We start from the raw sequence: 20421 nt of genomic DNA, 5'->3' as shown, positions 1-20421 counted from the left end.
ATGAAACCAACTGCCCTCCGTCTATTAATTGCGAGTCTCACACCACTTTTTATGTTGGCACAGCAAGAAACGGAAATATATCTGGTGGATATAGTATCCAACGAAAACGGAACGACCTTGGGTACAACCATCAATATTACGAACAACGAAGGTTATGACAATCAACCTTCGTTTTTAGATGAGGATCATATCCTATTTTCTTCCACCAGAAACGGTCAGACCGATATTGCCCTGTATTCAATTAGCAAGGATACCAAAACATGGATTTCGAATACTCCTAACGGCAGTGAATACTCCCCTTTAAAAATTCCCGGAAAAGAGGCGGTATCGGCTATTCGATTGGACGCTGATGGTCTACAAAGATTGTATCAGTATGATTTAAAAACCGGCAAATCAGAAGAACTGCTTAATAATTTGAAGGTCGGCTATCATGTTTGGTACAACAAACATATTCTTGTATGTACCGTCTTGAAGGAAAACCGGATGGATTTAGTGGTTTGCAATATAAAAGAAGGAACAAATTACACTGTAGAAAAAAATGTTGGCAGATCTTTGCATAAGATTCCCAATAGCGATTTGGTAAGTTATATCAGTAAAGCCGGTGTAACGACCGCGATTAAATCACTGAACGCTGCATCGAAAGCCATAGAAACCTTGCAATATATAGGTCAGGGTAAAGAAGATGTAGCTTGGCTAACAAAAAATCAACTTCTAGCCGGCGACAATAACGGGTTGTTTCTTGCAAAAGCGGATACGACTAAAACTTGGGAGTTGTTACATGAGTTTGGCCCTTCCACCCTGTACAAAATGTCCCGTATTGCAGTGAGCCCAAATGGTAAAAAATTGGCCATCGTAGCAGAACCCAGTCCCGACAAAATTGTTCAAAAACAGGTCGATTCCTACAATGCTGCAGATTTAGATGCCTTTGTGAATTGTTATTCAGAGGATGTTGTCGTTAGCTATTTCCCGGATAAGACTTGGTATGAAGGTCATATAAAAATGCGAGAAATATATGGTGGTCTATCACCTGCCAACAAGCAGTATGATGTAACGGTAGTAAATCGAATAATGATTGGAAATAAGGTAATTGATCTTGAAAAAGTAACCAGCACCGACCAAATTCAGATGCAAGTGGCACTCTATGACGTGAATAATAGTAAAATAGAGCGCATGACATTTATTTTCGATAAACCAAAAGCCGCAAATCCCGAACCTATCGTGCAAAAACAATTAGACGCCTATAATGCTAGGGATATCGAAAGTTTTTTAGCTACCTATACCAACGATGTTAAACTATACAATTTTCCCGGCACCCTTAATACAGATGGTTTAGATGCCATGCGGGAAGGATATGGTGGTATGTTTGAGTCAACTCCGGATTTACATGCAGCTATAAGTAACCGCATCGTTATCGGAAATATGGTTATCGATCAAGAAGAAGTTACCGCAAATGGAAGTAAATTTAGCGCGGTTGCAATTTACGAAGTAGCTAACGGAAAAATTTCCAAGGTTACCTTTGTTCGATAATAGCAACATTGAAACAAAAATCCCACATACTTCCGGTCATTATCCTTTCGCAATTCGCTTGCACATCCCCTTGGTTTGCAGGAAACACGATTGTTGACGATCTCATTTCCAAAACAGGACTAGGTTCGGAACTCGTGGGTTACGTCCTCTCATCCGTGCAATTCGGTTTTATTACCGGAACCTTGGTTTTTGCGCTGTTCATGTTGGCCGACCGTTTCTCCCCTTCCAAAGTATTCCTAATTTGCGCCTTACTGGCTGCCTTATGCAACTTGTATTTGCTAACGGATGCCATTACAACATGGAGCTTGTTATTGGCACGTTTCGGTACAGGGTTTTTTCTGGCGGGAATTTATCCTGTAGGAATGAAAATTGCAGCAGACTACTATGAAAAAGGTTTGGGTAAAGCTTTAGGATTTCTAGTCGGTGCCCTGGTCTTGGGAACCGCTTTCCCTTTTATGCTCAACGGAGTGGATTTAGGGAAGAATCCTTTACTGATTATTACAAGTACCTCAATTCTTACCGCAACAGGAGGATTTCTGCTAATTACGTTCGTACCCAATGGCCCGTATAGAAAAAAAAGTATGCAATTGCAATTATCGGCTGGATTCCGACTGTTTAAAATTAATAATTTTAGACGCGCGGCTTTCGGCTATTTTGGTCACATGTGGGAGCTCTATGCATTTTGGGCCTTTACGCCTTTTGCGATACAAAGTTTTAATCACCTAACCGGTAACCAGATTTCAGTATCGATTTGGACAGGCATTGTGATTACCCTTGGAGCGGTATCATGTACATTAGGCGGATTGCTATCTCAACGTTATGGCAGTAAAAAAGTAGCTTTCTGGTCACTGCTACTATCAGGTATTTGTTGCTTCACCTCTCCCCTGTTGTTCCAATCTTGCACTGGATTGTTTATAGGCGGCTGGTGTTTATGGGGCATGGCCGTAACCGCAGATTCACCACAATTCTCCAACTTGGTGGCCACAGCAGCTCCTCCAGAAGTGAAGGGAACGGGACTTACCCTGGTCAACTGTATAGGCTTTGCAATAACCATCGGTAGCATACAATTACTGAGTAGCTTAACAACAATGTTGCCTCCCCACTATTGCTTTTTAGTTCTAGGCCTTGGTCCCTTAGTAGGATTATGGCAGTTATCGGGACATAAAATCGATTAATTTTTTATACATTGTATCCCAAATAAAATGAAAATGAAAAAAAATATAATACTAGTTTTATTACTTTGTTGCTTTACAATTTCTGCCCAAACGGACCAACGCATCTATGACATAATTGAAGCTGTTTCTGCAGAACGAATAGAAAATGACATTACTACCCTTGCCAATTTTGGTACACGGCATACCTTAAGCGACACCATATCACAAACCAGAGGCATAGGTGCTGCGCGAAGGTGGATAAAATCGGAATTTGAAAAAACATCTTCAGCCTGCAATAATTGCTTAGATGTGATGTTCCAAAAAGATTTGGTAAAAAAAGGAGCGAATTCCCGAATTATAAAAGATGTAGAAATCGTAAACGTATTGGCGATTCAGAGAGGAACAAAATATCCAAATAGGTTTATCATCATGAGCGGGGATATCGATTCACGCGTTAGCGACCCAACTAATTTTACGGACGATTCTCCAGGGGCCAATGACAATGCAAGCGGTATGGCCGGAGCTATAGAAGCAGCGCGAGTACTTTCTAACTATAAATTCGAGAATAGCATCATCTATATGGGACTTTCCGGCGAAGAGCAAGGCCTTTTTGGTGGTGGCGGAATTGCTGCCTATGCCAAAAAACAAGGCTGGGAAATCATTGGTATTTTCAATAATGATATGATTGGCAATATAACTGGTGTAGATGGTATTACCAGCAGCACCGATTTTCGAATTTTCTCCGAGCCCGTACCACCAACAGAAACAGAAAAGGAACGTAACGCCAGACGTTTTTATGGCGGTGAAATTGATGGTATTTCCAGACAACTGGCACGTTATGTGCACAAAACCACCAAAACCTATATGCCAGAAATGAATCCCATGATGATTTATCGACTAGACCGTTTTGGCAGAGGTGGACACCATAGACCTTTTAACGATGCTGGTTTTGCGGGCATCCGTATTATGGAGGCACACGAAAATTACACCCAACAGCATCAAGATATTCGAGTGGAGGATGGTATTGCCTATGGCGATGTATTAGAGCATGTAGATTTTGACTATGCGGCAAAATTAACTGCCGTCAACGCCATTAACATGGCGTCCTTGGCATGGGCACCTCCCACACCGAAAACGGTCGAAATTGGCGGTATCGTAGAACCTTCGGCCAAGTTTAAATGGAGTAAAGTTGAAGGCGCTGTAGGTTACAAAATCTATTGGAGGGATACCACCTCCCCTACATGGGATAACAACCGCTACGTAGGCGATGTAAATGAATTTACCTTAACCGGCATCGTAATAGACAACTACTTTTTCGGGGTTTCAGCAGTTGGCGCTAGTGGTTTTGAGAGCCAGGTAGTGTTTCCCAATGCAGTTTTTAGGTAATTTAATGTCAAGTAGCGGAGATTAACTTATTTATGATTAAAGTACTATAATGAGGTCTAATATTTTCCTTTAGGTATAGGAACGAATAGTTTTTCTACCGTTGGATATATATACTTGGGATTCTTTATTAAGTTACAGTAAGTCAAGAAAGTAAATTATCCATCTTCAGTTTTAAAGTTTTATCCTTTTATCCATTTACATAAACCTATGTCATTTACAGCAAAACAACTACAAGGAGCAAAAAGCAGAAAGGAACTTATAGCCATTGCAAAAAAGAACAATATAGCTATAGGCAGCACTATAAAAAAATTACAATATGAAGCCGAACTTCGTACACTACAGACAGAGTTCGTAAACCTTCAAAAGTGGATAGCCCAAAATAACATGCGTGTTGCAATTATTTTTGAAGGAAGAGATGCTGCTGGCAAGGGAGGCTCAATAAAACGGTTCAAGGAACATCTTAACCCAAGAACCTCTAGAGTGGTCGCGTTAACAAAACCTACCGAAATGGAACGTGGACAATGGTATTTTAGGCGCTATATCAAGGTACTTCCCAATCCTGGTGAAATTGTTTTTTTTGACCGTAGTTGGTATAACAGGGCGGTGGTAGAACCCGTCATGGATTTTTGTACTAAAGACGAATACAACCAGTTTATGAACCAGGTATCTGAATTTGAGCACCTTTTGTATGAGGATAATGTTAAAATTATAAAATTTTGGTTTTCAATCTCTAAAGAAGAACAACAAAAAAGATTTGAATCTCGTTTGCAAAATCCTTTGAAGCAATGGAAATTTAGCCCTGTAGACATGCTCGGACAAGAACTTTGGGATAAATACACTCATTACAAAGAACTGATGTTCAATAAGACCCATACCAATTTTAGCCCTTGGACAATCGTAAAAACTAACGATAAAAAGGAAGCACGATTAGAAAGTATGCGCCATGTATTGTCCCAGTTTGATTATGAAGGAAAAGGGGCTACAAATACCACTATTTTACCCGATCCTAACGTAATAATGCGCTATCACCGCAGCTTGAACCATATAGATATTTAAGAATTATAAACCAGCAGGTTTACATTAAGGGAAAAAACCCAACAAAAATCCTAACCATAACAGTCAGTTTTAACCACGTACACAAAACCGATGACACAAGAAGAACTTACCTTACTCAATTCAAAAATTGGCCTTCATACCTTATTGAGCAATAAAAAAGTAAATATAGCACAAGCTCTAGAAGAAGTTAATTACATTACCGAAGTAAGAAAGCAGCAAGAAGAACTCATAAAACTACAGCAATGGGTTATTGAAAATGACAAAAAACTCGTGATTCTTTTTGAAGGTAGGGATGCTGCTGGTAAGGGCGGTGCTATTCGCAGAATTACGGAATATCTTAACCCTAGGCATTTTAGTATTAAAGCACTGAACAAGCCAACACCCGATGAAAAAAAGCAATGGTTTTTCAGCGCTATGTAAATGAATTACCTAATCCTGGCCAAATCGTTTTTTTTGACCGCAGTTGGTACAACAGAGCCGTGGTAGAACCTGTAAACGGTTTTTGTGAACCTAAGGAATATGAAATCTTTATGAAGCACGTAAACTATTTTGAAAAGATGCTTATTGAATCGGATACGTACCTCATAAAGTTTTATTTTTCGATTACTAAAAAAGAACAAAACAAAAGGTTTAAGGACATTAAAAAAAATCCATTGAAACGTTGGAAGATGACAGCGGTAGATGCAAAAGCTCAGGAACTGTGGGATGAATATACCAAGTACAAAGAACGGATGTTTAAAGAAACAAATACCGAATTGGCTCCTTGGAACATCATAGAAGCCGACAAAAAATCTACAGCACGTGTAGCTGCCATAGCACATATTTTAGAAACGGTACCTTATAAATAAAATAAAAGTCAGTTTCTGAATTCACTAGAGCACAATCAGTTAAGCATGTACTGCCACTAAACATGCAAAGAAAAGAGCAAAAATTTGCTACTTCTCCTTGTGAAAAGATTCATAAATTAGTTCCTAAACCATTTTAATTACTTATCCTTCCAAGCTCGTATCATAACGATTATTTATGGTGCCGTACTCGTAAAACCAGCCTTATTGCAACTTTACGCCGCTAAAGCTCTAGAGCTTCTCTATTGAACTTTCTTTGCCAAAAATGTCTTAAACACTGTAGCCATCTCAATTTAAGTAGCCAATCAAAACATAGAATGGGTTTTGTAGACCTAAAGGGAAAACACAAAAAAAACAGATGGTTCGATTTCTAGAAATAAGCGTATTTTTAGAAGATGGTAGTGAAATCTGAAATTTCATAAATATTTCGATAATGAAAAATTACATCTTGCTTATCGCTCTCTCCCTGATTTGTGCTAACGGTAGTTTACAAGCACAACTGGGGACAAACAAAAACATATTTACGCAACAAGATACCCTTAGAGGTAGCATTACCCCAGAACGGGCTTGGTGGGACCTTAATTATTACCATTTGGATATAGAAGTAAAACCGGACGATAAATATATTGCCGGAAAAAATACCATTCGCTATAAGGTCCTGGAAAGCCAACAAGTATTGCAGGTTGATTTACAACAGCCCTTACAAATAGAAAAGATCACTCAAGACGGCAAAGAGTTAGCAATTCTTACCAACGGAAATGCTCATTTTGTAACCTTGATCAAAAAACAGATCAAAGGTGATTTTAATGAAATAATAGTGCATTATTCGGGAAACCCAAAGGAAGCCATTCGCGCCCCATGGGACGGCGGATTTTCTTGGAAAAAGGACAATAACGGCAAACACTTTGTAGCCACTTCCTGTCAAGGTCTGGGTGCTAGCGTCTGGTGGCCTAACAAAGACCATATGTACGATGAGGTAGATAGTATGCTCATTAGTGTAAAAGTACCCAAGGGATTGACCAATGTAGCCAATGGAAGGCTGCGAAAACTGGACAAAAAAACCAATACCTCCCATTGGTTTGTATCCAATCCTATAAACAACTATGGCGTTAATGTCAATATAGGTGATTACGTACATTTTGGTGAAACGTATGATGGTGAAAAAGGAGCACTGGATATGGATTATTGGGTACTACGCGATGATTTGGAAAAAGCCAAGAAACAATTCAAAGATGCTCCAAAAACACTCGCTGCTTTTGAACATTGGTTTGGGCCTTACCCTTTTTACGAGGACAGCTTTAAACTAGTCCAAGTGCCGTATTTGGGTATGGAACATCAAAGCTCTGTTACCTATGGAAATCAATTTCAACAGGGGTATTTAGGTAGGGACCTTTCTGGTAGTGGCTGGGGATTAAAGTTCGATTTTATAATCATACATGAAGTTGGTCATGAGTGGTTTGCCAACAACATCACTAACATAGATATTGCAGATATGTGGGTTCATGAAGGCTTTACCTCCTACTCCGAAAATCTGTACTTAGATTACCACTATGGTACCAAAGCCTCAGAAGAATATGTAATTGGACTACGCCAGAACATTATAAACGACATCCCTATTATAGGTCCTTACAATGTAAACCAAGAAGGTAGTAAGGATATGTATTATAAAGGCTCCAATATGCTGCATACCATACGCCAATTGGTAAACGATGATGAAAAATGGCGACAAATACTACGCGGATTGAACAAAGATTTCTATCACCAAACGGTAACCACAGCGCAGATAGAGAACTATATAATAGAGAAGTCCGCTTTAGATTTACAACCCGTATTTGACCAATACCTGCGCTCTCCGATGATTCCTGTTTTAGAATACCAAATAGACGGACAACAATTAAAATATCGGTACACCAATGTTATTGCAGGATTTGATATGCCCATGAGGGTATTAATTAGCGAAAAGGACGTGTGGCTTAATCCAACTGACAAATGGCAAACAGTATCTGAATTTAGCAGAGAGGATACTTTTGAGGTCGATAAGAATTTCTATGTAAATGTGAAAAAGTTGTAGCGTTAATCCACGTTTATGATCATGAGAAAAATTGTTAGAGGCTTATAGTTGGTAGCTTGAAAGACTCAGATATTATACGCTAGAAGAAGTTACAGCATCACGTTTTACATTTCGCAAACAACATCTACTGATTAAATACATTGCCATCTTAAAAGACCGTGTACAAAGTTGTAACAATAAGCCCTTTATCCTTTTTTAGAGGAACGACCGATAACTGCTTTTCCTCTTTTACCTTAAATTGGAAAGGAGCTTCTAAAAGCTGTACTCCACTTTTCTTTTTTAATCGAATTCCTTGTCCGGAGATAATATCAACATTAGGTTTAAAAACTCCCTCCGGCAGGTGTTCTGTTAGAATAACGTACTTGAAATCTGCTAGTTTGCGAAGTATATGCTTTATTTCTGCATTGGATAGGTGCTGTAAGACTTGTCGAACCAAAACACAGTCTGCCTTTGGTAATTCATCAACAGCGATATCCAAACAGTGGAATTCTAGATTTTCGGCTTTAAACGTCTTCCGGTTAAAAGTAATCAAATCCGCTACAATATCTACTGCAATGTACTTTTTTGTATGGGCTGTTAATTGCTTTCCAACATTAAAATCACCACAGCCTAAATCACAAACCACTAATGGTGTTTCAAAAGAACTTAAAAAGCTAGTTACAATAGATACATAAGGATTTACAATATCAGGTAGATGGGAACCTTCTCCAGAGTAGAAGGAGGACAAATTTCTACCCCAAAGTTTCATGGCATATACTTGCTCCATCGCATCTTTCGTTGGCCAGGGTCTTTTTATTCTCCTATCAATATGGATTTCCTTTTTTTTCACTACTATGCTCGTCTTGTACCCTTTAATCTGAATGGTTAAACTAGGAAAACGAATCTATGCTAAATGCGCTAGAACGAGAATATTAGTTAATAACAATTTCATCTACAAACAACCAACTATTGGCTCCAGGATTCTGGTGCCAAGATGGGTTTTTAAGAATACTCTTCACCTCTACCCGTACATACTTTGCGGTTGTTTTAGCAAACTCAGCATCGAAAAATTTGAGTTGAATACTAGAATCCGGTTTTTGTGGTCCAAGGTTCTCGTTATGTAATTTAGTAAATCGTTTACCATCCTGGGAAACAGAAACACTGAAACCTGTAGGGAAAAATATATAGCTTCCGGGTATAGACAAAGCCCCAACAGAAACAGCGCTTATCTCTTGTGGCTTATCCAATTCAAACGTAGCATTAAAATGAGTTGCCTCATAACCAAGCCACTTGCCGTCAACAAAATTAGTGGAACCTCTTTGTAAATCGCCTAACATTGCGGCACCAGCACCCGTATACTTTTCAGCAGGAGCTTTATTTAAGGACACATTCGTATACTCAATAGTACTTTTCTTAAAATACGCCAATGCGGTCTCACTTATGCCCCAGCCATCCTTGGCTGTTATTGCTTTAAGATTTGTTGTATTGGAAATCGTAATTGGTGTCGTGTATTTAATCGAAGTCGTGTCCGGCTCACTACCGTCCAAGGTATAATAGATCCCAGTATCATCAAATGGATAACTTATTTCTACCGTCATTTTATCCTTGATAAAGAAGTTATCTGCCATAATGGTAGGTGGCAACAGCTCCGTAGCGGCAAACATATCCATGTCTATCCTATGCACTGTCGTATTTGGGTTGGATACCGAATAACTATTCATAGCATCGGTAGTAATATCGGTTTTCCAGAGGTACACATCCGTAAGCTTTGATAAGGTTTTAATATCTTCAAGCGCAGTATCAGTTATTGTTGTTCCATAAAGGTTCAACGATTCTAAATGCTCCAATTTTGCTACTTCTTTAAAGCCGTTATCTGTTATAGCCGTATTCTGCAGCTGTAACTTCGTCAAATTCTCAAAGTCGGACAGGATGGAAACCAAGGAATCGCTAAAATTAGAATTGGCCAAACTAAGCTCTACGATATGTTCGGAATAGTCACTTAAAAGCTCAAACGATGTTTCAGTCAAATCCTTTTTGTTCGCCAAGTGAACTATGTATAACGGACTCTCTTCCTTTAATGGATAAATACCCGTTCCGGTAGCTCTTACTGTGGCTAACCATGCCTCGGGAACAGGCTCTAATGACTTCGCCAAAACACCCCTTGTAGAGGTATCTTCTTCCAACTCGTTCAAGTATTCCTGAATTTTTTTGCTGCGAATTAAATCGGCTGTTTTGCATTCAAAGCAATTTTTATTTTCCATCCACCAGTTTAACAGCGCAATCTCATTGGGCGTTAACTGCACTTTTCCATTAGGCGGCATATGTTCCTCGTCTTCTGCCGGTAACCCAACACGGTGCGCTATTAAAGGCTTGCCAAAATCACTAACCGTATCCAAAGGACTACCGGTATCTCCGCCAGCAAGAAGTTCTTCTCTGGTAGTCATAAGCAAGTTTCCTTCCGCTTTTTTGGGGTTGTGACAACTTACGCACTTGGTATCTAAAATAGGTTGAATAATATCCTGATACACGATGGCCTCATCCACATTTGAAATACTGATTTTATCCGTGGCATAAGCTTTGGTAAGAAAATCTTCCCCATGGGTCATACTTCCGCCCCAATGCCCTGCCAAGATCAGCATAACATTTACGGCGATAAACAATGGAAAATATAGTTTTGCTAAAAGGGCCTGTTTGGCCTCTTTAGCAAAGAAAATGATGACGGAAACTATCGTAAGTGAAATGGCCATCCATTTATGCCTAAACAATAAATCGGCATCATAGGCGCCGTTTTCTTCTAACAAAAGCCCCGTTCCAATGGCTGTTAAAGCACTTAATACCCCAAAACCTAGGGCAAGCTTAATACTTTTTCCAAGATTTTCGGATGGTTTTATACGTTGATATATTTCAAGAATAAAGGCAAACATTAATATCCCAATAGGCATGTGCACTACGACTGGATGAAAATTACCGATATTGATAAACAAATAGGTCATATTATTCTACTAAGATTTCGTCTACAAAAAAGAAAGGCGCGGTACCTTTTCCCTGATGCCATTGCGGAATCGCTTCCATTAACTCAATATGTATTTCTATGCTTTTATAATCCCCAGTAGTTACCGGGACATCCAATAGCGACATACCTTTTGGTTCTGCCGCTGTAGGTTCTACCAAAGATAACGTTCCTATTTCTTCATTTTTATTCGCAAATACACGAATAGATTCAGGTAGAAAAATCCAAGAGCCATGGTCGTTCAAGGAACTTACAATTAAATTAGAAATCGTTGTTTCGGTTTCAAAATCCAACAAAATCCTAATCTGCCTACCTTGAAAACCCATCCAATAATCGCCTCCCCTAAATTGTGTTGTCCCTTTCCTCAAATCTACCAAGCCTTTGGCACCACTACCTTTGTAGTTAGCATCTGGCTGGGGTGTAAGCGTCACTTTGGCGGCAGACACATTTTGTTTTACTTGTATCAAACGCGTACCAGTTTCTTTACTAGGCACATAATCCGAATGAAAAGAACGAAAATTAAATGCAGTTGGTTGGGATACGGTTATGGGATTCGTATAAAGTAAGGCTTCGGGAGTTACTTCGCTTCCATCTATGGTATATCTTATTTCTGCTCCGTCCATAACAAAAGTGGCGGTTATCTCAGCACTATTGTTAAACAGTAGGGAGTCTACCTCAATTCTAGGCGGCGCTAATTCAAATAATTGTGTATCTGCATACATGACACCTTCCTTGTCCTGACAAGACGAAAAAAGCATAGAAAAACCTAAGATAGAATAAATGATACTCCGCATTACACACGATATAGTTTAATGGGATAGGTTTTTCCCGAATTCCACTGTGCCACATACAGGTTTTCCTCCTCATCTACACAAACATCATGCGGATGGTGAAACACCTTGATGGTCTGGCTCATTGGATTCAGCGCACCATCTTTATAAATGGGAGTGCAGCCACCTGGTGCCGATATCAATTGGTTTTGTTCGTTGAGAATGCTAATAAAACCGGTTCCCTCAGATCCGTCTCCAGACCAAATCGTGGCCAAGTAAATCTCTTTACCGTGTATAACCGGTCTACAAATGTATGCTCCAGGTAAATCGATGGTGTTTATATATTCACCATTAAGGGTAAATCTTTTTAACTTATTCTGCTGTCGTGCAGTAATTAATAAGGTAGGATTAGTTGCATCCCTAGTGTCCAAACAAATACCGTGTGCATTGTTAAAAAGATGGTCTTCTTTTCCTCTACCTCCAAACACGTTCAAAAGTTCCCCTTTGGAACTATAGTGCATAATATATTGTTCGCCGTAACCATCGGCAATATAAACATCTCCGTTTGGAGCTATTGCGGTTTCTGTGGGAACATAACTTTCTTTTGTTTTGTATTTACCGGATTCCTTTGGATAAGTGAATACCTGAATTACTTGACCTTTTAGATTTGTTTTTATGACTTCGTGCCGATTATTATCTGAGATATAGAGCATATCCTCTCCATTCTCAACATGTAGTGTGAGTCCATGGGCACCAGGATAATCTGTTCCCCAGACCTCAAGCAGTTTACCGGAACGGTCATAAACAATGACATTATTTTTAACATGATTGGTAAGCAATAGAATCCTACCCTGCGAATCCTGAACCATTTCATGGCAGTCATTTACAGGATAGTAATTTGAATTCAATGCGCCCCATTGCAAGTCGATTTTGTACTGATGCGAATTATGTCCAATGATAGTATCCTTATAAACGTCAAACAAGTTCGCCTGTGCCAACCCACTAGCGATGCCAGCAGAAAAAAGACTACTGTTTCTAATAAATTTACGCCGCTCCATTATACTAATAAATCATTTAAAACATGACCTTCCACATCGGTTAACCGGAACCTCCTACCTTGATACTTGTAAGTTAGTTTTTCATGATCTATTCCAAGTAAATGCAACATGGTAGCCTGAAAATCGTGTACATGAACAGGATCTTTTACGACGTTATAGCCAAACTCATCTGTTTCGCCGTATACCATACCTGGTTTAATACCGCCGCCGGCCATCCACATGGTAAAACATCTTGGGTGGTGATCTCTACCATAATTTGTATCTGTGAGTAATCCTTGGGAATAATTAGTTCTGCCGAATTCACCGCCCCAAATAACGAGTGTATCCTCTAAAAGTCCACGTTGTTTTAAATCTGCAACCAAAGCAGCAGAAGCTTGATCTACATCTTTAGCTTGTTTTTCTATGGCTCCTGGAAGGTTATCATGTTGATCCCATCCCATATGGTACAATTGTATAAACCGAACATCCTGTTCTGCCAGTCTTCTAGCTAAAAGGCAATTTGCGGCATATGTCCCTGGAATTTTAGCATCTGCCCCGTACATTTTATAAATATAATCTGGCTCGTCATCGGTACGCATTACATCCGGCACGGAAGTTTGCATCTTATAGGCCATCTCGTACTGCGCTATTCTACTCTGAATTTCCGGATTACCAAAATCTTGGAATTGCTTATCGTTCATTTCGGCCAGTTTATCCAAAATAGCTCTTTTGCCTTCCTTAGTAACTCCCTTAGGATCGTTTAAATACAGTACCGGATCTTTTGCCGCTCTAAATTGAACACCTTGATGTAGGGAATGTAAAAACCCATTACCCCATAACCGAGTGTATAAAGGCTGACCACTAGGTCTTCCAGAACCTCTGGACAATAAAACACTAAAGGCTGGTAGATTTTTATTTTCACTACCTAATCCATAGCTTAACCAAGATCCCATACTGGGGCGACCAGGTTGTTGAGAACCCGTTTGAAAAAAAGTAACGGCGGGATCATGGTTAATGGCCTCTGTATACATTGATTTTACGATACAAAGTTCATCTACCATTTTTGCGGTATAGGGCAGTAGATCACTAATATACGTTCCATTCTGACCATATTGCTTAAAATCGAATACCGATCCGGCCAGTGGAAAACTGGACTGACCCGAAGTCATTCCTGTTAAGCGTTGCCCCTGTCGAATAGAATCCGGTAATTCTTGTCCCCTTCGTTTGATAAGGGTAGGTTTATAATCGAACAATTCCAATTGTGAAGGCCCACCACTTTGAAAGAGGTAGATGACCCTTTTGGCTTTTGAAGCGTGGTGTAGTGCATTCATCACCCCGTTATTTCCACCAAAATCACTGGCCTTGGTAATAATTCCGTTTTCGTCCTTCCTAAAAAACTGATTTCCTAAAAGAGAGGCTAAGGCAACAGAACCTGCACCTAGTGCAGCTTTTCCCAAAAAAGACCGTCTATTTAGGAAAAGTGAACGGTCCTCTAAAATTTTCTTTTCACTCATAACTATCCTCTTGTAATTGTTTCATCCAGATTGAGTATGGTATGCGCTACCAAAGCCAAGGAGGCCAAATCCTTTTCCGGTACTCCCGTTTCTGAGCTAAATTCACCTATGGTCAAATATTCGGATGCCTCAAAGACCCCGTTATCCATTTTTGTGCGCATGTCCTTGTAGTGCTCCAAAAGCATAGTAGTTTCTTCGGCATCAGGTAATCTGGAGGTAGCCCGTTGAAACACATATCCGATTTGCTTTTCGATATTTTTAGGATACTTTTTAACCGTATTTGCAGCCAAAGCCCTCGCAGCCTCAACCATTTGCGGGTCATTTAATAAAACCAAGGCCTGCAACGGGGTATTGGTCTCCTGCCGTTTTACGGAACATAAATCCCTGGAAGCACTATCAAAGGTCATCATGCTCGGAGGAGGAACCGTTCTTTTCCAAAAAGTATATAAACTTTTACGATATAAATCATCTCCAGTACCCTCTACATAGTTAGAGGTACTTCCACCACCACCACCGGTAGTTTCTTCCCAAATTCCTGCCGGTTGATATGGTTTTACACTAGGCCCTCCTACTTCTTTTACCAAAAGGCCGCTTATCGCCAAGGCTTGATCTCGTATCATTTCCGCAGTAAGTCGTAATCTAGAAGCCCGAGCCAACAATTTATTTTCCGGATCTTGTTCCAAGAGCTCGGGCGTGGTCACCGCACTTTGTTTATAGGTATCGGACATGGCCATGTATTTCAGCATTTTTTTTGTGTCCCAACCTTCATCCCTAAACTTTATGGCCAGATAATCCAATAGTTCCGGATGTGTAGGCAAGGCTCCTTGATTTCCAAAATCATAAGAAGAACTTACCAAACCGGTTCCGAACATGCGCTGCCATAGTCGATTTACGGTAACTCTAGCCGTAAGCGGATTCTCATCATTGAACAGCCATTGGGAAAGTCCTAGTCTATTTCTTGGATAGGTCTCTGGGAAAGATAATACCGAGCTAGGGGTATCTGGAAATACCTCATCGGTAGGTTGATCATAGGCACCTCTGTTTAAAATAAACGCCGGTTTGCTTTCTTCCCGCTCGTACATCACCATTAATTCCAATTCCTTCTTAGGGGAATTCTGCATGTTCACAAAATCTAGAATACCTTCCGTATCTTTTTCTGTAATGGTTATATAAGGTTCCGGAGTTGAGCCTATAGGCGGAACAATTAATTTTTCCTTATTATTGTTGAAAAAGCTAAATAGCTCAAAATGTTCTTTTTGACTTACCGGATCGTATTTATGGTCGTGACAACGTGCGCACTCCACGGTAAGTCCCAAAAACGTAGTCCCAAATGTTTGTAGGCGGTCCTCTACATATTCTATATGGTATTCTTCTGGAATAATACCCCCTTCAAAGGTTATTTTATGGTTTCTATTGAAGCCAGTAGCCACCATTTTTTCTAAATCTACATCGGGCATAAGGTCGCCCGCTAACTGGTAGGTTACAAATTTATCATAGGGCATATTTTCGTCAAACGCATGTATCACCCAGTCGCGCCAAGGCCACATAGTCCGTTCAAAATCATCTTGATAACCATGGGTGTCTGCATAACGTGAAATATCCATCCATTCGGAAGCCATGTGTTCCGCAAAATCTTTGGTGGCAAGTAGGGTATCTACCATTCGCTCATAAGCCTCATCGGAGGTATCGTTGACAAATGCTTCTATCTGTTGAGGGGATGGGGGAAGTCCGGTTAGGTCAAAAGCAACACGTCTTGCTAGTTTTTCCTTTGACGCTTGCGGTGAGGGTGACAGTCCGTTCAACTGAATTTTATCCAAAACAAAATCATCAATTTCATTAACGCCCCAATCCGAAATTTTAGTTTCTGGAACTTCAGGTTTTACTGGTGGGATAAAGGCCCAATGGTCCTTATACTCGGCTCCTTGTGCTATCCATTTCTCTAAAATAGCCTTTTCCTTTGCTGTGAGTATTAGATTAGACTCCGGAGGAGGCATAACCGTATTTGGGTCTTCGCTATACAAGCGTTTTACCAATTCGCTTTCCTGGGGCTTATGAGGCACGATCGCAAATCTATCCTTTAATTTTCCTAGTGCGGCATACGCGTCTTCTGCCTTATGGAGGGACAACCCTGCCTCAATGGCATTTTTATCCGGGCCATGACAGATAAAGCAACGGTCTGAAAGTATAGGCTTTACATCAAAAGTAAAATCAATTTTATCCGGAATACCAACAAGATCAGCTTTCGCTATTACTTTTTCAGAAACAGAAGGATTTTCTTTGCAAGAATAATACGAAGCGCCCACGAGAAGCATAAGAGATAACGTGACTGCCCCCCTTGCGTAGGTGCTGATATAAGTATTGACTTTCATAGCTGTAGATATCCTTAATTATATCCCTTAAAAATAACAACAAAAAACCTTTAACCTAGTTAAAATTCGACTAATGACAATTTATAAGTCACTAATACGATGGTTATCACGTAAAAATCCTTGAAAATATCTTTATTCCATCATGATGCAAAATAGACGGTCAGGCAAACTACTTGGGAAAAAAGCCCGCTCAAAAACGGGCTTATGTGTCTAAAAATAATAGTGCTTAATTGAACGTAGCATTTACAATAGCGAGCATAGATGGTGTTTCGCCCTCTTGCACTGCCCCTGTAACGTAGATTTTATGCTTCCCTTTTGGCTGTGTCGTCAAGGGCAATAGAATTGCCCCTCTTTGTGAACCTGCTGGCTGAACACCTAAAGACCCATTGCCTATAATAGCCCCATCCGGAGTATCTAAACGGACGTCAAAATTATAGACTGCTTTTGGTGCTTCCTGCCAACCTGCACCTAAAATAATCATATTAACCCCGGTTAAATCTGTATCGTCGATTTCAAACCATCCCCTTTCTCCTGCAAGAAGTAGCAAATCCTGTCCTCCAAACGTAACAATGGTCATGTCCTTTGTATTCGTTGTTTTTGAAAACCCAACTGTGTTACTTGACAAAGCTACCGTCGTAGCGCCCGTTAGAGGAATTGCTCCCTCGGCGCCTGCATCCGTATAACTTGCGGTAATTACCATGAGTTCACCAGGATTCTTAGTCTCTGGCCTTACCTTTCCTTTTATCGGTAAGGATACTTTCTGTTTTCCATCCGCAGCCAAGGATTGTATGTACAAGGCGATCTGCCTAGATTCATCAGAAGTAATATCTGGATGGGCGGGCATCATCACTTCTCCCCAAACACCAGTACCACCAGAAACTATTTTCTTTTTTAAGTACGCTATGGCATCTTTTTGGTCTTTATACTTTTTGGCGATATCTGTATAATTGGGCCCTATTGAGGCTTCCAATTCTTTATGGCAGGTTTTGCAATCCAAGGACTGTGTAAGTGCTTTACCGGTTACCTCTGCAGATACCTGCTGATGACCAGCGGACATCGCCACTTTATCCATCCCTTCCAAATAATCGACACTCACAAAAATATTATCTTCAAGAATTCCACCATTACCATCTGGATCGGTTACGCTTACGGCGTACTGAACCTCTTGACCAGGAATAAAGAAAGACGTATTACCTCCCAAAATATCAACAGTAACAACTGGTCTTGAATTACCTGCTACAACAGTTACCGCATTACTTTTAGCAGATTCGCCAGCAGCATCCTTTACTTCCACCTTGATCCTATAATCTCCCGACTTATCATACGAGTAAGATATTTGAGGTTCTGTAGTTTCCTTTACCTCCCCATTCCCTAAATCCCAAGTATAGGTCATCGCATCCTTTTCACGATCTCTTGCTTCAACGGTTGCCGTAACTGTCAAGGGCAGTTGACCAGAAGTATTGTCAACAATTAAATTATCGATAAGTGGAGGTCTGTTTCCACCATTATACTCTATATAACCCAAAGCAGCGTCAATATTTTTCGAAAACCAACCACTTCCATATTCGAGCAAGTAGATTTTTCCATTCGGGCCTACTTCCATATCGATTAAGTTATTCACATTTATATCGGACGCAAACGGTTCCATCTTAGCGTAACTACCATCCTTGTTCAAGTGGATGGCCTTCATCCAACCACGCATCCAATCATAGATTATCACTTTACCATCATAGTAACTAGGCAGTTTTTCGGTGCCCTCATACAAATCTGAATAATACGTTGGACCGGCCATCGCGTTTCTCCCTCCTGTTCCCAATTGCGGGAAATCTTGGGAAGCCGTATACGGATAAAATGCATAAGCAGGCATGGCTTTTGGCAACTCCGTTAACCCGGTATTGAACCTAGAATTGTTTATCGGTTTCTCCGGATCAAAAGTGTCACCGGATTCACCCGTTTCATAATTATAAGCGCGATACGCTTTGTTATCGCCAATAAATAATGGCCAACCAAAATTACCTGCTTCGCGAGCTTGGTTCATTTCATCGTAGCCTCTAGGACCTCTGGTCTCAAGACTATCCGCTCTGGCATCCGGTCCAACATCGCCCCAGTACACATACCCTCGTTTGCTATCTACGGAGATGCGGTAAGGATTACGGTGTCCCATAGTGTAGATTTCAGGTCTGGTCTTTTCCGTGCCCACCGCAAATAAGTTTCCTTCCGGTATATCATAAGTTCCATCTTCATTGACCTTTATTCTAAGAATTTTGCCTCTAAGATCGTTGGTATTTCCGGAGGATCTTCTGGCATCGTACTGCTCATGACCGGGAAGGTCGTTCAACGGCGCATACCCACTATTGACATATTTTGCTCCTTTTTCATTAAATGGAGTTGAATTATCACCTGTAGACAAATACAACAGATCATCCGGACCAAATGCGATAGAGCCCCCTGTATGGCAGCATATTTCACGCTGACTCTCAACATCTAAAATCACTTGTTCCGAAGCCATATCAAAAACACCGTCCGAGTATTTAAAACGAGACAGTCTATTTACATCTGTATCTCCAGAAGGGGCATAATACAAATACACCCAATTGTTCGTAGCATAATCAGGATCTTTCTGTATCCCCATAATTCCTTCTTCCGCATTAACGCCCGGCGTATTTAACGTTTTATGGTACACATCTAATTTGGCCACCTCGGTTACTTCCTTGGTCGCGTCGCTATATAATAAGACTTCTCCCCTTCGTTGTGCTATGAGTACATCGCTATTTGGTAGAATGGTCATCTCAGTAGGTTCGAAAAATTCCCCATCTGCCAAGGTAATTTTTGAAAAACGATCTATTTCCGGTGGTATTTGAGAGGTAACCTTGGTATAATCCAGACGCTCATTGCCACCAATAGCATATTGAATTCCTCCTAACAGATGTTCCAAGAAAAGAACCTCGGTAAAACTTTCATTGGTATGACCCGCGCCGGTGTAAAACGCTCGTCCACCGTCAAACTCATGATACCAAGCAAAGGGATGGTTATCTCCGTTTTCGCCTCCTTCGTAGGTAGTTTCATCCACGGTCATCAATACATTGACGTCTGGGTTTATATTTTTATAGTTATAAATTTCATCCGCCCTATGCCAAATAGCATCATTAAAATGTTTAGTAGCGATAAATGTATTATCGGCAATACGAAAATCGGCCTCCGGTGTTCCTGAAGGGTGACTTAAAAACTGTGCTCCTACCAACTTGTTGTACCAGCTCCAATCGTACTCCGTATCTGCTGCCGCATGTACTCCCACAAAACCGCCCCCTGCCTGTATATAACGCTCGAAAGCGGCCTCCTGGTAATGGTCCAACACATTTCCGGTAGTACTCAAGAAAATAACTGCGGAATATTGCTTTAGATTCTCCTCGGTAAATAGTTCCCCATTCTTTGTCGTATCTACTACGAATCCATTTTCCGAACCTAGCTTGTTAATGGCGGCTATCCCGGAAGGAATAGACGCATGTTTAAAGCCCATTGTTTTGGAGAACACCAGAACCTTAGGACTCCCTTCCCTCTTGTTATCACAGGAACAAAGAACAAAAGCAAAAAATAATACAAATAAAACAGGGAACTTTTTCATGGAAATGTATTTCATTTAAAAATTAACAAGAGTTAAATGTAAACATAGAAACAAGATTTACCAACGGTTCGGACTCTATTT

General features: G+C 40.4%; 12 protein-coding genes and 1 pseudogene. 6 read left to right on the top strand and 7 right to left on the bottom strand.

Annotated features, from left to right (window positions below):
- The 6 genes and pseudogenes from MS6x_RS18295 to MS6x_RS18270 all read left to right on the top strand — a co-directional run bounded on the left by MS6x_RS18295 (window position 1) and on the right by MS6x_RS18270 (window position 8039).
- On the top strand, window positions 1–1527 hold the full coding sequence (locus MS6x_RS18295; protein WP_482604124.1) for a nuclear transport factor 2 family protein: 1527 nt from the start codon (window positions 1–3) through the stop codon (window positions 1525–1527).
- An 8-nt stretch (window positions 1528–1535) separates the two neighbouring features.
- Window positions 1536–2702 carry an MFS transporter gene (locus MS6x_RS18290; RefSeq protein WP_482604122.1) on the top strand — a complete coding sequence of 389 codons (1167 nt, stop codon included), beginning with the start codon at window positions 1536–1538 and terminating at the stop codon, window positions 2700–2702.
- A 33-nt stretch (window positions 2703–2735) separates the two neighbouring features.
- On the top strand, window positions 2736–4067 hold the full coding sequence (locus tag MS6x_RS18285; RefSeq protein WP_482604120.1) for a M28 family metallopeptidase: 1332 nt from the start codon (window positions 2736–2738) through the stop codon (window positions 4065–4067).
- 207 nt (window positions 4068–4274) lie between these two features.
- Entirely contained in the window at window positions 4275–5123 is an 849-nt protein-coding gene (ppk2, locus tag MS6x_RS18280) for a polyphosphate kinase 2 (protein ID WP_482604119.1), read from the top strand.
- Window positions 5124–5213: 90 nt separating this feature from the next.
- Window positions 5214–5971 (top strand): annotated as a pseudogene (gene ppk2, locus MS6x_RS18275) (polyphosphate kinase 2).
- Window positions 5972–6401: 430 nt separating this feature from the next.
- A complete protein-coding gene (locus tag MS6x_RS18270; protein ID WP_482604117.1) occupies window positions 6402–8039 on the top strand; it encodes a M1 family metallopeptidase in 1638 nt (545 codons plus the stop codon).
- Between the two features lie 148 nt (window positions 8040–8187).
- Here the strand turns inward: MS6x_RS18270 and MS6x_RS18265 are convergent, their stop codons facing one another.
- From MS6x_RS18265 to MS6x_RS18235, 7 genes are all read right to left on the bottom strand, one after another.
- The gene (locus MS6x_RS18265) at window positions 8188–8868 is read right to left on the bottom strand and encodes a class I SAM-dependent methyltransferase (RefSeq protein ID WP_482604115.1); all 681 of its coding nucleotides are present in this window, start codon (window positions 8866–8868) and stop codon (window positions 8188–8190) included.
- An 82-nt stretch (window positions 8869–8950) separates the two neighbouring features.
- A complete protein-coding gene (locus tag MS6x_RS18260; protein ID WP_482604114.1) occupies window positions 8951–11011 on the bottom strand; it encodes a chitobiase/beta-hexosaminidase C-terminal domain-containing protein in 2061 nt (686 codons plus the stop codon).
- Window position 11012: 1 nt separating this feature from the next.
- Window positions 11013–11822 (bottom strand): chitobiase/beta-hexosaminidase C-terminal domain-containing protein, encoded by an 810-nt coding sequence (locus MS6x_RS18255; protein ID WP_482604112.1) that lies wholly within the window; start codon window positions 11820–11822, stop codon window positions 11013–11015.
- Entirely contained in the window at window positions 11822–12856 is a 1035-nt protein-coding gene (locus MS6x_RS18250) for an NHL repeat-containing protein (RefSeq protein WP_482604111.1), read from the bottom strand. The genes MS6x_RS18255 and MS6x_RS18250 overlap by 1 nt, the downstream gene beginning before the upstream one ends.
- Window positions 12856–14349 (bottom strand): DUF1501 domain-containing protein, encoded by a 1494-nt coding sequence (locus tag MS6x_RS18245; protein WP_482604109.1) that lies wholly within the window; start codon window positions 14347–14349, stop codon window positions 12856–12858. The genes MS6x_RS18250 and MS6x_RS18245 overlap by 1 nt, the downstream gene beginning before the upstream one ends.
- A gap of 2 nt (window positions 14350–14351) precedes the next feature.
- Window positions 14352–16718: a PSD1 and planctomycete cytochrome C domain-containing protein gene (locus MS6x_RS18240; protein ID WP_482604107.1), complete on the bottom strand. Its 2367-nt coding sequence runs from the start codon at window positions 16716–16718 to the stop codon at window positions 14352–14354.
- A gap of 226 nt (window positions 16719–16944) precedes the next feature.
- Window positions 16945–20340, bottom strand: coding sequence for a ThuA domain-containing protein (locus MS6x_RS18235; RefSeq protein WP_482604105.1), 3396 nt, complete (start codon window positions 20338–20340; stop codon window positions 16945–16947).
- Between the last annotated feature and the right edge of the window lie 81 nt (window positions 20341–20421).

This window comes from Maribacter sp. MS6 (genome assembly GCF_056839185.1).
This window is presented reverse-complemented; position numbering and strand designations above follow the sequence as displayed.

Bases quoted from the DNA above. Each gene is read 5' to 3' on its own strand.
- MS6x_RS18295 (WP_482604124.1), top strand. From the start codon at position 1: ATGAAACCAACTGCCCTCCGTCTATTAATTGCGAGTCTCACACCACTT.
- MS6x_RS18245 (WP_482604109.1), bottom strand. From the start codon at position 14,349: ATGAGTGAAAAGAAAATTTTAGAGGACCGTTCACTTTTCCTAAATAGA.
- MS6x_RS18260 (WP_482604114.1), bottom strand. From the start codon at position 11,011: ATGACCTATTTGTTTATCAATATCGGTAATTTTCATCCAGTCGTAGTG.
- ppk2 (WP_482604119.1), top strand. From the start codon at position 4,275: ATGTCATTTACAGCAAAACAACTACAAGGAGCAAAAAGCAGAAAGGAA.
- MS6x_RS18285 (WP_482604120.1), top strand. From the start codon at position 2,736: ATGAAAAAAAATATAATACTAGTTTTATTACTTTGTTGCTTTACAATT.
- MS6x_RS18270 (WP_482604117.1), top strand. From the start codon at position 6,402: ATGAAAAATTACATCTTGCTTATCGCTCTCTCCCTGATTTGTGCTAAC.
- MS6x_RS18255 (WP_482604112.1), bottom strand. From the start codon at position 11,822: ATGCGGAGTATCATTTATTCTATCTTAGGTTTTTCTATGCTTTTTTCG.
- MS6x_RS18235 (WP_482604105.1), bottom strand. From the start codon at position 20,340: ATGAAAAAGTTCCCTGTTTTATTTGTATTATTTTTTGCTTTTGTTCTT.
- MS6x_RS18240 (WP_482604107.1), bottom strand. From the start codon at position 16,718: ATGAAAGTCAATACTTATATCAGCACCTACGCAAGGGGGGCAGTCACG.
- MS6x_RS18250 (WP_482604111.1), bottom strand. From the start codon at position 12,856: ATGGAGCGGCGTAAATTTATTAGAAACAGTAGTCTTTTTTCTGCTGGC.